The sequence below is a fragment of the Flavobacteriaceae bacterium HL-DH10 genome, assembly GCA_031826515.1.
In the GTDB taxonomy this organism is placed as follows: Bacteria; Bacteroidota; Bacteroidia; order Flavobacteriales; family Flavobacteriaceae; genus Thalassobellus; species Thalassobellus suaedae.
In genome coordinates this window covers 3412132-3426664 of record CP134536.1, presented here as the reverse complement: position 1 = coordinate 3426664, position 14533 = coordinate 3412132, and the positions used below count along the sequence as shown (strand labels likewise).

10 protein-coding genes are annotated in these 14533 nt (G+C 32.5%); 4 read left to right on the top strand and 6 right to left on the bottom strand.

Annotated elements, in window-relative coordinates:
* Nucleotides 1-68: 68 nt before the first annotated feature.
* From RHP49_14515 to RHP49_14495, 5 genes are all read right to left on the bottom strand, one after another.
* A complete protein-coding gene (locus tag RHP49_14515; protein ID WNH12095.1) occupies nucleotides 69-557 on the bottom strand; it encodes an ABC transporter ATPase in 489 nt (162 codons plus the stop codon).
* 51 nt (nucleotides 558-608) lie between these two features.
* Nucleotides 609-1403 carry a (Fe-S)-binding protein gene (locus RHP49_14510; GenBank protein WNH12094.1) on the bottom strand — a complete coding sequence of 265 codons (795 nt, stop codon included), beginning with the start codon at nucleotides 1401-1403 and terminating at the stop codon, nucleotides 609-611.
* Between the two features lie 122 nt (nucleotides 1404-1525).
* A complete protein-coding gene (locus tag RHP49_14505) occupies nucleotides 1526-2839 on the bottom strand; it encodes a (Fe-S)-binding protein (protein WNH12093.1) in 1314 nt (437 codons plus the stop codon).
* A gap of 7 nt (nucleotides 2840-2846) precedes the next feature.
* On the bottom strand, nucleotides 2847-3779 hold the full coding sequence (locus RHP49_14500; protein ID WNH12092.1) for an MlaD family protein: 933 nt from the start codon (nucleotides 3777-3779) through the stop codon (nucleotides 2847-2849).
* Nucleotides 3780-3830: 51 nt separating this feature from the next.
* Nucleotides 3831-4940 (bottom strand): N-acetylmuramoyl-L-alanine amidase, encoded by a 1110-nt coding sequence (locus tag RHP49_14495; GenBank protein WNH12091.1) that lies wholly within the window; start codon nucleotides 4938-4940, stop codon nucleotides 3831-3833.
* A gap of 175 nt (nucleotides 4941-5115) precedes the next feature.
* Here RHP49_14495 and RHP49_14490 point away from each other — a divergent pair, with 175 nt between their 5' ends.
* Together RHP49_14490 and RHP49_14485 are read left to right on the top strand one after the other, a co-directional pair.
* Complete coding sequence (locus RHP49_14490) at nucleotides 5116-7875, top strand: putative LPS assembly protein LptD (GenBank protein WNH12090.1); 2760 nt, start codon at nucleotides 5116-5118, stop codon at nucleotides 7873-7875.
* A 111-nt stretch (nucleotides 7876-7986) separates the two neighbouring features.
* The gene (locus RHP49_14485) at nucleotides 7987-8367 is read left to right on the top strand and encodes a RidA family protein (GenBank protein ID WNH12089.1); all 381 of its coding nucleotides are present in this window, start codon (nucleotides 7987-7989) and stop codon (nucleotides 8365-8367) included.
* 2 nt (nucleotides 8368-8369) lie between these two features.
* Here the strand turns inward: RHP49_14485 and RHP49_14480 are convergent, their stop codons facing one another.
* On the bottom strand, nucleotides 8370-9791 hold the full coding sequence (locus RHP49_14480; protein ID WNH12088.1) for a response regulator: 1422 nt from the start codon (nucleotides 9789-9791) through the stop codon (nucleotides 8370-8372).
* A 148-nt stretch (nucleotides 9792-9939) separates the two neighbouring features.
* Between RHP49_14480 and RHP49_14475 the strand changes: the two genes are divergently transcribed.
* Together RHP49_14475 and RHP49_14470 are read left to right on the top strand one after the other, a co-directional pair.
* Nucleotides 9940-10980 (top strand): GMP reductase, encoded by a 1041-nt coding sequence (locus RHP49_14475; GenBank protein ID WNH12087.1) that lies wholly within the window; start codon nucleotides 9940-9942, stop codon nucleotides 10978-10980.
* Nucleotides 10981-11202: 222 nt separating this feature from the next.
* A complete protein-coding gene (locus RHP49_14470; protein WNH12086.1) occupies nucleotides 11203-14532 on the top strand; it encodes a transglutaminase family protein in 3330 nt (1109 codons plus the stop codon).
* The last annotated feature ends 1 nt before the right edge of the window (nucleotide 14533 follow it).

Below are 14533 nucleotides of genomic sequence, written 5' to 3'. Positions count from 1 at the left end.
AGCATTTAAATATGAAACAGGAAACGCAAGTTTTATTCTATGACTTTCTAATACAGAAGAATCAACAACTATTTAGCTAAAAACCGACTATGCCAGCTATCACTTGCAGGTACTTCCCAGTTTTCTTTAAATTCGGCAATATTATTTACTAAATTATTAAATACAATGGTGTTTTTTGAAATGGCTTTTTGTTTTGCCATCTTTCTAAAATCGGTAAGTGTTTTATAAGCAATGAATTCTCCTTGTTTATAAGATACATTCATTTTGTCCATTAAATCTATATTGTATTCTTTCTCTAACTGCTGAATAAAATGTACTGAAGCATCAATAGAACAACCTGTTGCTTTATTCAAATCTTGATTTAACGCAATTACTATAAATCGCTTATATTTAATTAAATAACCAGCTTCTAAATCGCCTCCATGAGCCGTCCAGTTTTCAATAAAAAGTTCTATTTTACCTTGTATTTCTTCAATTTCTTGTTCGGTAAGCGAACGGTTTGCTTGGTATATCCAAACACGAGATTCTTCTGGTAATGTATTAAAGTCTACTAACATTTTAATAAATTGTATAAAAGTGGATTCCTGCCTTTAAAGAAAAGACAAAAACTATAAATTTTGAGCATTAGCAATTAATTCAGCAACATCTAAAACGGTTACTTCTGCTTCTTTTTCTTTAAATTTTACACCATCGGTCATCATGGTGTTGCAATACGGACAACCTGTAGCGATTACACTTGGTTTTGTTTCTAGAGCATCTTCGGTTCTTAAAACATTAATATCTTTATCTCCTTTTTCTGGTTCTTTAAACATTTGAGCGCCACCAGCACCACAACATAATGCCGTTTTTTTATTACGCTTCATTTCAACCAATTCTACATGCATTGCTTTTAACAATGCTCTTGGAGCTTCGTAAACACTGTTTCCACGCCCTAAATAACAGGGATCGTGAAATGTGATACGTTTACCTTTAAAACTATTTTCTTTTTCTATAATTAAGCGACCTGCATTAATTAATTCTTCAATAAACTGTGTATGATGTTGTACTTGATAATTTCCACCTAATTGTGGATACTCATTTTTAAGTGTATTATAAGAGTGTGGACACGCAGTAACTATACGCTTCACACCGTAAGCATTTAAAACTTCTATATTTGTAACGGCTTGCATTTGAAACAAAAACTCGTTTCCTGCACGTTTAGCAACATCACCAGTACAACTTTCTTCGGTTCCTAAAACGGCAAAATCTACATTAGCGTTGTTTAGTATTTTCACAAAAGCTCTTGTTATTTTTTTAGCTCTATCGTCGTAACTTCCCGCTGAACCGACCCAAAATAAAATTTCTGGTTGTCTGCCTTCTGCCATACATTCTGCCATGGTTGGCACTTTTAAAGCTTCGCTCATGTTCTTAATATATTAAATTGTTGTACTGTGCGTTAGGGATTAAGCAATTGTTGGAGCTCCTCTTTTTTTGAGAGCGACTTGCGAAAGCCCGACCCTTTATGGGTAACGCCCTAATTATTTAATTATTCGTCTTTCCAGTTTAATCTGTCCATTTGATTATATGGCCAAGGTGCGCCATTGTTTTCTATGTTAGACATCATGTTGTTTAACTCTGTTGGTGCTGCACTTTGTTCCATAACCAAATAACGGCGCATTTCTAAAATAATAGATAAAGGATCAATACTAACAGGGCAGGCTTCTGTACATGCATTACAGGTTGTACATGCCCAAAGTTCTTCGGTGGTAATATAATCGCCTAATAATTGCTTATTATCATCTTTAAACTCGCCTTTATTAGCATCGATGTTTTTACCTACTTCCTCTAAACGATCGCGGGTATCCATCATTATTTTTCGTGGCGATAGCTTTTTACCTGTTAAATTTGCTGGACATTCGCTTGTACAACGTCCGCACTCGGTACAGGTATAAGCATTAAGTAATTGTACCCAGCTTAGGTCTTGTACATCGCTGGCTCCAAATTTCGCAGGTATTTCTGCTTCGGCTCCTTCGGCTGGTGCTGCAAATGGATCAATATTTGGATCCATCATCATTTTCACTTCTTTGGTAACTGCTTCTAAATTATTAAGCTGACCTTTTGGAGCTATCTTACCATAATAAGTATTTGGAAATGCCAATAGTATATGAAGGTGTTTTGAAAAATACAGGTAATTTAAAAAAATCAAAATACCTATTATATGCCACCACCATGCTGTTCGTTCTATTAAATGAAGTACACCTTCTGATAAATTACCAAACCAAGGTGCTATAAATTGACTGATTACATTTCCTGAATTTAGGTGTTGAAAATGAACATCTGTAGCATTCATGACCAAAAACAAGGTCATTAAAACCATTTCGAAGTACAAAATAAAATTTGCATCGTTTTTTGGCCAACTGGTCATTTCACTTTTCCAAAAGCGTTTTAGCTTTATAACATTTCTACGAATCCAAAAAAGAGTAACAGAAACAAATACTAAAACGGCTAATATTTCGAAAGAACCAATTAAAAATCCGTAAACAGATTCTGGTAATATTTTTAAACCAATTCTGTGCGTGCCAAATAAACCATCTATAATTATTTCTAAAACTTCAATATTTATAATTATAAAACCTACATAAACTACAACGTGCAAGAATCCTGCAATGGGACGACGTACCATTTTACTTTGTCCAAGCGCAATCATCGCCATGTTTTTCCAACGTTGCGATTTATGATCACTTACATCTACATCTTGCCCTAACTTAATGTTACGAATGAGCGACTTTACATTTTTAGCAAAATATCCAATTCCTAGAATTAGTATAATTGCAAAAATAATGTTTGGCAAATAATCCATTTAGTTATTAATTAGTTTCTTCGTCTTGGTAAGGAATTTCTTTTTTAGATAAAATTCTAAAATAGCGTTTCGGGTGTAATTTTATATCTCTAAGCAGTTCTTCCATTTCTTTGGTAGCGCCTTCTATATTGTTATATAAAGCTTCATCTTTTAGTAGTTTTCCTAAAGAACCATCGCCATTATCTATTTTAGTGAGTACATTATTTAAGTTATCTAATGTTTTGTTTAAAGATGCAACTGTATTACCAACATTGGCTGCTTTTAATTCTGATGTTAAAGCGGCTAAGTTTTCACTTGATGTTTTAAATTTTTCTAGAATAGCAGTAATATTTCCATCGTTACTCGAAATAAACCCATTAATAGAATTCGACGTGTTTTTAAACGATTTTAAAGTTTCATTTAATTCTGAAACCATTTGTTTTAATCCACTATCAGATTCATCTGTAACAAATTCATTTAAACTTGTCATAAGTGTATCTGTAGATTTTAAGGTCGCATTTAAATCGGTACTTAATCCAGAGAAGTTTTTTGAAAGACTTGATATAAGCCCTACTTCAACCGTAGATTTTAACATGTCTCCTGGCTTTGCTGGTTCGCCGTCGTTACGAATAATTAATGCAAGTCCGTTACCACCCATTAAACCCGTTTCATACATTCTAACAATACTGTTTTTTGAAAACTTCAATGCTTCATTTACAAAAAAAGTAACACGCGTTTTACCTGTTTTATAATCGTATTCTATGTCTTGAATTTTACCTACCGAATTACCTTTAACAGTTACAATTGATGACTTAGATAATGCATTATAATCAAACTCTGTATAATAAACATTGGTTGATTCTAATAAATTTCTACCTTTTAAATAATTAAATCCAAAAATAAAAAGGATTATTCCCGAAATAACTAATAAAGCAACTTTAACTTCTTTTGATATTTTCAAACTATGTGTTTTTAGATGTACAAATTTAAAATAAATTTAAAAAGAACTTGCTTAATTACTAGTTGTTTTTAAAGCATCGGTTAGTGATACTTTTTTATCATCTTTAAAAGCAACAATAAAGCAAGTAGCATAGCCTTTATTTTTAGCATCATCAGCTAATTTTTTTGTTTCATTATAATTTGAAGTACTTCCATAAAAATACTTATATAAGCTTCCTTCTTTAACTCTAGATATATTGCTCAAACCTTTGAAATTATACGATTCAGTTTCTAGTTTTTTTGAACTGGCTGCTATTTGAATTTTGAATGTAATGTCGTTAAAAATGCGTTCAGGCTCAATATTAGACTCTTCATGATTATCTTCATAAACAAAACCACCTATATTGCTCTCTACTGTTTTTTTATATTTAAAAACCCCATCTGCAATTTGCTTAGCTATTTCTATTTGACCTTTATTAGAATTTAAATAAGCACCTTCTTTTTTATTAGTTAAAAAACCTGTCTCAACTAAAACACTTGGCATAAATGTAGCATGGAGTACCCAAAAAACATCTTGCTTTACATTTCTATCTTTACGCTTTAAATTAGTAACTAAATTCTTTTGTATAAGACTTGCTGCCATTATACTTTGATCTAAATATTCTTCTACAATTAAAGATGAACCAATTAAAGATTCTGGAGAATTAGGGTCGAACCCACCATATTTTTCTTCGTAATTATCTTCAAGTAAAATAACGGCATTCTCTTTTTTAGCAACACTAAGGTTTTGTGACATCTTTTTTATAGCCATAACAAAAGTGCCAGCTCCATAAGCTGATGTATGATGAGAATCACAATGAATAGAAACAAACAAGTCTGCATTAACTTTATTTGCTATTTTAGGTCTTTCATAGAGTTCTATAAAAACGTCTGTCTTACGCGTATAAACAACTTTTATGTTAGAATTTTTCTCAAGTTCCTTACCTATAGCCAAAACAATCTTCAAAGCAATATCTTTTTCTTTGTAACCGTTCCCAAGATTTCCTGGGTCTCTTCCACCGTGACCCGCATCTAAAACAACAACAAATTTATCTCTGGTAACATCACCAGCCTCATTTACAAATGAAGAAAATGTTAATACTATTATAAAGGATACGAAAAGTAATACTGTATTCGTTTTCATCTTGGTATAAATATTGTGTTTAATCGAAATTATGCAACATCAAATATAATTTTACTTTGCTTGAAATTATAAAACTGATGAAGTATTAGTGTTTTAACGACCAAAAAACTCGGTTTATTTTAATTTTAAATTTTTAACTGAATAATAAATCAATCACAGAAAAATATATGTAATTTTGGCTTTTCAAAAACCGAGCCATACTTTTACAAAAATACATTTAAAAGCGTTGCATACAAACAACTTTAAAATACTTTTTGCATTAAGTTTTACAGTGTTTATTAACACGTTAAGCTTCGCCCAAGATATCCCAGAACCAAAGGAACCTATAAAACCTAGCCTTAAGGAGACTGTTATTCTAAAAACTTCAGATAGCCTTATCGCCCCTCTTATTTCTGAGAAAAGTCAAGATTCTACTCAAACAGACTCTATAAAACCTAAAAAAGATCTTTTAGAGTATATTGTAGATTATCACGCCAAAGACACTACAAAGTTTAACAGAAAAAAGCAGAAATTATTTTTATACAATGAAGCCATAATAGATTATGGTGACATGAACATTACAGCGGGAAGTATAATTATTGATTATACTAAAAACACCGTTTATGCTAAAGGGATTATTGATTCGACTGAAGGTTACACACAAAAACCTGTATTTACCCAAGGAAATAATGTTGTAGAACCAGATTCAATAATTTTTAATACGGAAACTAAAAAAGCACTTATCTATAATTCTAAAACCGAGCAAGGTGAAGGACACGTTATAGCTTCTATTACAAAAAAAGAAAATGATTCTGTTTATTTTTTAAGAAACGCAAAATATACAACTGCCGAAGACCAAGAAGATCCAGAATACTACATCAGACTTCTTAAAGCTAAAATTGTTCCTGGTAAAAAAATTATAACAGGTCCAGCTGGATTGTATATTTATGATATACCAACGCCTATTTGGCTACCTTTTAGCTTTTTTCCGCAATCTGAAAAACACACCTCAGGTATTTTAATGCCTAGTTTTGGAGAACAAAACGAACGTGGTTTCTTTTTACAAAATGGTGGTTATTATTTTGCCATAAATGACCATGTAGATTTAGCTGTTGTTGGAGACTACTACACAAATGGAAGTTACGGACTGCGAACAGAAAGCACTTATACAAAACGCTATAAATTCAGAGGTAATTTGGGTTTTAGATATGAAAGCTTAATAACAAGCGAGCGAGGTTTTCCTAATTATGCAAAAAACACGATTTACAATTTACGGTGGTCTCATAGTCAAGATTCTAAAGCAAATCCAAACTCTCGTTTTTCTGCTTCTGTTAACTTAGGGAGTAGTAAATATTATAGAAACTCCATTAATCAAATAAATTCGGGTGCTTTTTTAAATAACACCTTATCATCATCAGTTTCATATTCAAAAACTTTTCAAGGCGAACCTCAGGTTAATTTTAGCCTTACCGCTACTCATTCACAAAACACCAACACACAGCAAATAAACATGACACTCCCTACTTTTCAAGGAAGTGTAGGCAGGATGTATCCATTTGCATCAAAAACTGGTTCTAAGAAAGGGATTATACAAAATATAAACTTACAGTATAACATAAGAGGAGAAAACAGAATACAAACTACCGATTCACTTTTCTTTAAAAAAGAAATGTTTGATGATGCAAAAACTGGTTTTCAACATACCATACCATTAAGCACCAATTTTAAAGTGTTTAAATATTTTAGTTTAAGCGCAAGCACTAATTTTAATGAAGTTTGGACGTTTAAAACTATCAACAAAACATTTGACCCTATAGAAAGAAAAGCTGTTACTGAAACTATAAATGGTTTTGATTCCTATAGAACGTATAATTTTAGCACGAGTTTAGGAACTACCGTTTACGGTATGTTTAACTTCGAAAAAGAAGGTGAAGATCGAAAGATAAAGGCAATAAGACATGTTATTCGTCCTTCAATTAGTTACAATATTAATCCTGCTTTTGATAAATATTATGACACTTATGAAGTTGTTAGTGCCGATGGACTAACTACAAATGATGTAGATTACTCCCGTTTTGAACAAGGTGTTTTTGGTGTTCCAGGAAAAAACTTCTCAAGTTCCATTGGTATGTCTGTTTCAAACAATATAGAAGCTAAAGTTCGAGATAAAGATAGTACCGCTACAGAAGCTAAAAAGATGATACTTTTAAACAATTTAAACTTTTCTACAGCTTATAACGTTGCAGGGGATTCGCTTCAATGGAGTCCTGTTAGAATGAGTGGTAGTACCCAAATTCTAAATAACAAAATGAGCATTAATTTTGGTGCCACTTTAGATCCATACGCATTAGACAACAACAATAATAAAATTGATAAGTTTAATATTGAAAATGGAGGTAGCCTCTTTAGATTAACAAGTGCCAACCTAACAACAAGCTATTCTTTTTCTAGTAAAAAAGGAGGCAAAAAGGATAAAAAAGACTCAACAGAAAGTGGTATTCAAGAAAACTTACGGAGCGGTGGTCGTGGTGATGATATGTTTGGAGTAGGCGAAGATTTTGCAAATCAGCAAATTAATGATAAAAATGATGAAAATGAAACCCCAAGTGAATTTTATAATTATCAGGTGCCTTGGAGTTTACGTGTTGCCTATGCCGTAAACTACTCGAACTCCAGACGGCAAAATGAAATATCTTCTCATTCACTTATGTTTTCTGGAGATATTAGTTTAGGAGAAAAATGGAAAATAGGCGCTTCTTCTGGATACGATTTAAAAAATGCAGGGTTTACCTATACCCAATTGCGTTTTGAACGTGATTTAATGAGTTGGCGTATGAATTTTAGCTGGATACCATTTAGCACACGAGCGTCTTGGAATTTCTTTATTGGTATAAAATCTAGTATTTTGCAAGACTTAAAATACGAGAAGCGCAGACAACCAGATATTCAACTTTAAGAGTTAATAAAAGGATACATCATGATACATTCATACCTAAATTATACATATTCTAGGAAATGATTAAATTAATGTTATATGTGACTAATAAAAAACAATTATTATAAACACATGAAAAAAATTATTACAACACCAAAAGCTCCCGCTCCTATTGGACCTTATAATCAAGCTGTACTTAGCGGAAACACCTTATACACCTCTGGACAAATAGCTTTTAACCCAGAAACAGGTGTATTAGTTTTAGACGATATAAAATCTGAAACAGCACAAGTTATGAATAACTTAAAAGCCGTTTTAGAAGCAGCAGATATGACTTTTGAAAACGTGATTAAATCATCTATTTTTATTAGTAATATGGATGACTTTTCAAAAATTAATGATGTTTACGGAAGCTATTTTAACGACGCTACAGCACCAGCTCGTGAAACAGTACAGGTAGCCAGATTACCTAAAGATGTGAATGTAGAAATAAGTATGATTGCTGTAAAATAATTTTAAGCAGAAGCATCTTTTTTATCGGCATATTTAACCAATAATTCTTTAAGCTTATCAAGCTCTATTGGTTTTGCTAAAAACTCATCAATTCCAGCACGTTTTGCATTGGCAATATCTTCCTCAAAAGCACTGGCAGACACCGCAATTATAGGCGTATTAGTCACTCTGTATTTTTCAGTATCCTTAATCGCTTTTGTTGCTTGATAACCATCCATATCTGGCATATAAATATCCATAAATATCATATCGAAATCTAAGATTTTATATAGCTCTACAGCTTCAAAACCATTTTTCACAAGCGTACAATCGGCTCCTTGTTTTTCTAATAAAAACTTAATCACTTTTTGATTCATTCTATTGTCTTCAGCTACTAAAACACTAAACTTTTCTTGCAATATTGGAACAAATGCTTCATCCTCTGTTTTTACATTAAGTGTCTTTTTTAGTTGTAAACTAAAATAAAATGTAGACCCTTCATTTTCTTTACTTTCAAGTTTTAATTCGCCTCCCATTAAACTAACAAGTTGACGAGAAATAGACAATCCCAAACCGCCGCCTTTATAATCTTTAATTACATATGGATTGAGAGCTGTAGAGGTATTTAAAAAGTGTTTTACTTCGTTAACATGCATACCAACGCCTGTATCTTTAATATAAAAGGTTACAATTTGATCATTATCTATACCAACTGTTTGATCTATAATAATTGATATTTTTCCAGAGTTTGTAAACTTAATCGCGTTATTAATTAAATTAATGATAACCTGTTGAATTCTCACACTATCTCCTAAAAGTGAAAACTTACTATTCTTTTCTTCAAATAAAAATTTATATTCAAATTCTAATCCCTTTTCCCATGCTTGGTATTCAAAAACTTTAAAAATATAGGATAGACTAGATTTTAAATCCATCGCTAATAAATTCAATTTAAAATTACCAGAATCAACATCTGCATTATCTGTAACCATATTTACTAGTTGCAATAAATGCCTTGAAGAATATTCAGCAATTTCAACTTGTGCTTTTTGATCATCTCCTAATTCGGTTTGTTTCAACATTTTTAACATTCCTAAAACCGTATTAAGTGGCGTACGTATTTCATAACTCATATTAGCCAAATAAATAGATTTATGATCGGCTAATTCATTAGCTTTATTAACACTTTGTTCAAGATCCTCTATTTGATTATTCAGACTAGAAACTATGTAATCATTTTTTATTTGATTTTTAAAAAAATATTGTAACGTTAAAACTTGTCCGATAACGATAATAAATAGAAACAGTACAATGATTTCCAGATCAATTATATTTTCAATAAAACTATATCCTAATAAAAGAATACTAGCTATTGACATAAAAAGAAGTATGGATAAGAGTCTTCTTTTTTTTATAGATTTAATGGACTCTGGGAGAAATTTCATTTATTTGATTAGGTTTAAAACAAACTTATTTATAAATATTCTAATTAACAAAACTATTATATGTATTTATAGGCAATAGTTATTTGAAATTTATTAATTTTCAAATTCAAATGTCATATTACTAAAATAAAGATAACCTAAAATACATATGCGAATAGAATACGATATAAAATTAGGATTTAAGGATGTAATGATTCGACCTAAACGGTCTACATTAAAAAGCAGATCGGAGGTTAGTTTAGAACGTGATTTCAAATTTCTACATAGTCCGTTAACTTGGTCTGGCATTCCAATTATGGCAGCAAATATGGATACTGTTGGCACTTTTGAAATAGCTAAAGCCTTATCTGAAAAAAATCTATTTACAGCCATACACAAACATTATTCAGAAAATGAATGGACTGAATTTATTTCTAATTCCTCTGAAAACACCTTAAATTATATTGCAGTAAGCACTGGTATAAGTGAGCAAGATTCTATAAAACTAGCAGCCATAATTACTGCAAATCCTCAATTAAAATTTATATGTATTGATGTAGCCAATGGCTATTCTGAACATTTTTCAAACTTTGTAAAACAAACACGAGAACTTTATCCTGACAAAGTTATCATTGCAGGGAATGTTGTTACTGGTGAAATGGTAGAAGAACTTCTTCTTTCTGGTGCCGATATTGTTAAAGTCGGTATTGGACCAGGATCAGTTTGTACGACTCGGGTGAAAACGGGTGTTGGCTATCCGCAACTCTCTGCCATCATAGAATGTGCTGATGCAGCTCATGGTTTAGGCGGACAAATAATTAGTGATGGTGGTTGCTCATCTCCTGGCGATATAGCGAAGGCTTTTGGTGCAGGTGCAGATTTTGTTATGCTTGGTGGTATGCTTGCCGGACATGATGAAAGTGGTGGTGAAATTATAGAACGTAATGGAAATTCTTATCGTAAATTTTATGGTATGAGCTCGTCTACAGCTATGGAAAAACATGTTGGTGGCGTTGCCGATTATAGAGCTAGCGAAGGTAAAACCGTTGAAGTTCCATACAAAGGCTCTGTTGAAAATACACTACAAGATATTTTAGGCGGATTAAGAAGTACATGTACCTATGTTGGTGCAGCTCGTTTAAAGGAACTTACCAAGCGGACAACTTTTATTAGAGTTAATGAGCAAGAAAATAGAGTATACAGCAAATAGTATACTCGTAAATGTGATTTGTTCTAACAAGAATGCTTTTGTTAATATTAAAATTCATAAGCCTAAAATCATTAAATCATCATTTTACACAAGCAATATTTAAAATCTTGTAAATATTTTAAACAGAGTATTCTCTTTTAAAGTTAAAAAGCTTTAAAACATAAAATTAGTTTATTTTTATGTTAATATATTTTGCTCAATTTAATCTAAATCACACAATTTATGGCGTTAAAAATTGTAATTTCTCATAAAACAACATACAAATACGATAGACCTGTATCACTTTCACCACATATATTTAGATTACGACCTGCACCACACAGTAGAACACCTATTGAAGCTTATTCAATTAAAATTACGCCAGAGAATCAATTTTTTAATTGGCAACAGGATCCTTTCGGAAATTATTTGGCACGATTAATTTTTCCTGAAAAAACAACAGAATTATCTATTGATGTTGAAATTATAGCCGATTTAAAAACCATTAATCCTTTTGATTTTTTTGTTGAAGAATATGCTGAAGAATATCCGTTTACATACAAAGAAACCACTAAAAAAGAATTATTACCCTATCTTGAAATTACCGATAAAGGTACGTTGTTAGAGGATTTTATTAAAACTATTGATTATACGCCTAGAAAAACCATTTACTTTTTAATAGATATCAATAGAAAAATATATGAATATTTAAATTATAACATTAGAATGGATCCTGGGGTGCAGACTTGCGAAGAAACCTTAGGTCAAAAAAACGGTTCTTGTAGAGACTATGCTTGGTTATTTGTTCAAACATTACGCCATTTAGGATTTGGAGCTCGTTTCGTATCTGGTTATTTAGTACAATTAAAATCTGATGAAAAGTCTTTAGACGGTCCTTCTGGTCCTGAAGAAGATTTCACCGATTTACATGCTTGGGCAGAAGTATATTTGCCTGGTGCTGGATGGATAGGTTTTGATGCCACGTCTGGTTTATTAGCTGGCGAAGGTCATATTCCTCTAGCCTGCACACCTTCATTTGAAAGTGCAGCACCTGTTTCTGGTGCCACAGATGTTTGTGAAACAGAATTCGAATTTGAGAATTCTGTAAAACGAATTTTCGAATCACCAAGAGTTACAAAACCGTATACAGAGGAACAATGGAATGCTATATATAAACTAGGTTTTAAAGTTGAAAAACAACTAGAAAAAGGCGATGTCCGTCTTACCATGGGTGGAGAGCCAACCTTTGTTTCTATTGACGATATGGAGGCTCCCGAATGGAATACCGATGCCGACGGTCCACACAAAAGAGCCTTGGCTAAAGATTTGTCAACTAGATTGTATGATGAATTTGGTAAAGGAGGTATTCTACATCAAGCTCAAGGTAAATGGTATCCAGGAGAGCCTTTACCACGTTGGTCTATTGAAATATGCTGGAGAAAAGATGGTAGAAACATTTGGCATAATAAAAACCTATTCTCTTTATTCTCTGAAAACACTGAGATTCCAGAAGATGCCGATAAAAAATTCTTAGAAACACTAACAAAGTATTTAGGCATTTCCGACAAACATTTAGTTCCCACCTATGAAGATGCCTTTTATTTTATGTGGGAAGAAGGTAAATTACCCGTAGACATTGACCCAACAAAAGATGATGGTGCCTTATTAGTAAAAAATAAGTTAAAGGAGATTTTAAATGATGGCAAATCTAAAACGGTTGGTTATGTTTTACCATTAAACAACTCTATGGGCACTTGGTATACCTGCGACTGGAGTTTTAGAAGAAATCATTTGTTTTTAATTCCAGGGAACTCCCCTATTGGTTTACGATTACCTCTAGATTCCTTGATTAAAAAACCAGAACATGGAGAGTTTCCAAAATACGATCCTGATAATTTTTCAACAAAAGGAAGGCTACCTAGCTTTAAAAAAGTAGCTAAAACACGCTATGAAGACATTGAAACGAATGGTCCTAAAGAAAGCCAAAATATGTTTTTCATACGAACTGCATTATGTTCAGAAATTAGAGATGGGAAACTATACTTGTTTTTACCACCTTTAGATTCTGCTGAAATATTTTTAGACTTAATCGCTTCAATTGAAGCTACTGCTAAAGAACTTAATATCCCCATTGTTTTAGAAGGTTATGATCCACCTAAAGACCATAGGTTGGAGTCTATGAAAATAACACCAGACCCGGGTGTTATTGAAATTAATGTACATCCAGCAAAAAACTGGGAAGAGCTTACGCATAATACGTTAACTTTATACGAACACGCTAAAAAATCACGTCTAGGAACAGAGAAATTCATGCTAGACGGAAAACATACAGGTACAGGTGGAGGAAACCACGTAACACTAGGAGGCTTAACCCCTGCCGATAGTCCGCTACTTCGTAGACCTAGCCTATTAAGAAGTTTGCTTACCTTTTGGCAACATCATCCGGGACTTTCTTATTTGTTTTCTGGAGCGTTTATTGGAGCTACCAGTCAAGCACCTAGAATTGACGAAGCTCGTATGGAAAACCTATACGAACTAGAAATTGCTTTCAGTCAAATTCCTAAAAATGGCGAAGTGCCTTTTTGGTTAACCGATCGATTATTTCGTCATTTATTAACAGATTTAACAGGAAATACACATCGTGCTGAATTCTGTATCGATAAATTATACTCTCCAGATTCATCCTCAGGAAGGTTAGGTATTTTAGAACTTCGTGCGTTTGATATGCCTCCGCATCCACAAATGAGTTTGATGCAAAATCTTTTAGTTAGAACGTTGGTAGCATGGTTCTGGAACAAACCTTACGAGCATGATTTGGTTCGTTGGGGCACAGAATTACATGATAAATTTTTAATAGAACATTATGTAAGAGAAGATATTAAAGATATTGTAGACCAACTAAATCGAGCAGGTTATCCGTTTAAAGAAGATTGGTTTAATCCGTTCTTTGAATTTAGATTCCCGCTCCATGGTATGGTTGAAATTAACAACATCCATTTAGAATTACGGGCTGCCATAGAACCTTGGAATGTTTTAGGAGAAGAAATGACAGGTGGTGGTACTGCCAGATATGTAGATTCTTCTGTAGAACGTATACAAGTAAAGGTGAATCATTTTATTGAAGAACGTTTTGTACTAACCTGTAATGGGGTTAAAGTACAATTAAATAATACAGGAGTTAAAGGTGAATATGTTGCAGGAGTGCGATATAAAGCTTGGAATCCATATTCTTCTTTACATCCAACGATTGAGCCAGACACCCCTTTAGTGTTCGATATAATTGATACATGGAATAAGCGCTCTATTGGCGGCTGTACTTATTATGTTGCTCATCCAGGTGGACGATCATACGAAAGCTATCCAATAAACAGTTTTGAAGCAGAATCAAGAAGAATCAATCGTTTTTGGGAATTTGGTCATACCCAAGGTGATATTGCAGAAAAAGAAATAATAAATCAAGATAATTCGGGTTCAAAAACAGTAAAAAAACAAGGTAGTTCTAAAAAGTTCAGTTATAAAGAACTTCCAATAAATTTTGAATTCCCATATACACTCGATTTAAGAAAAAAATAGC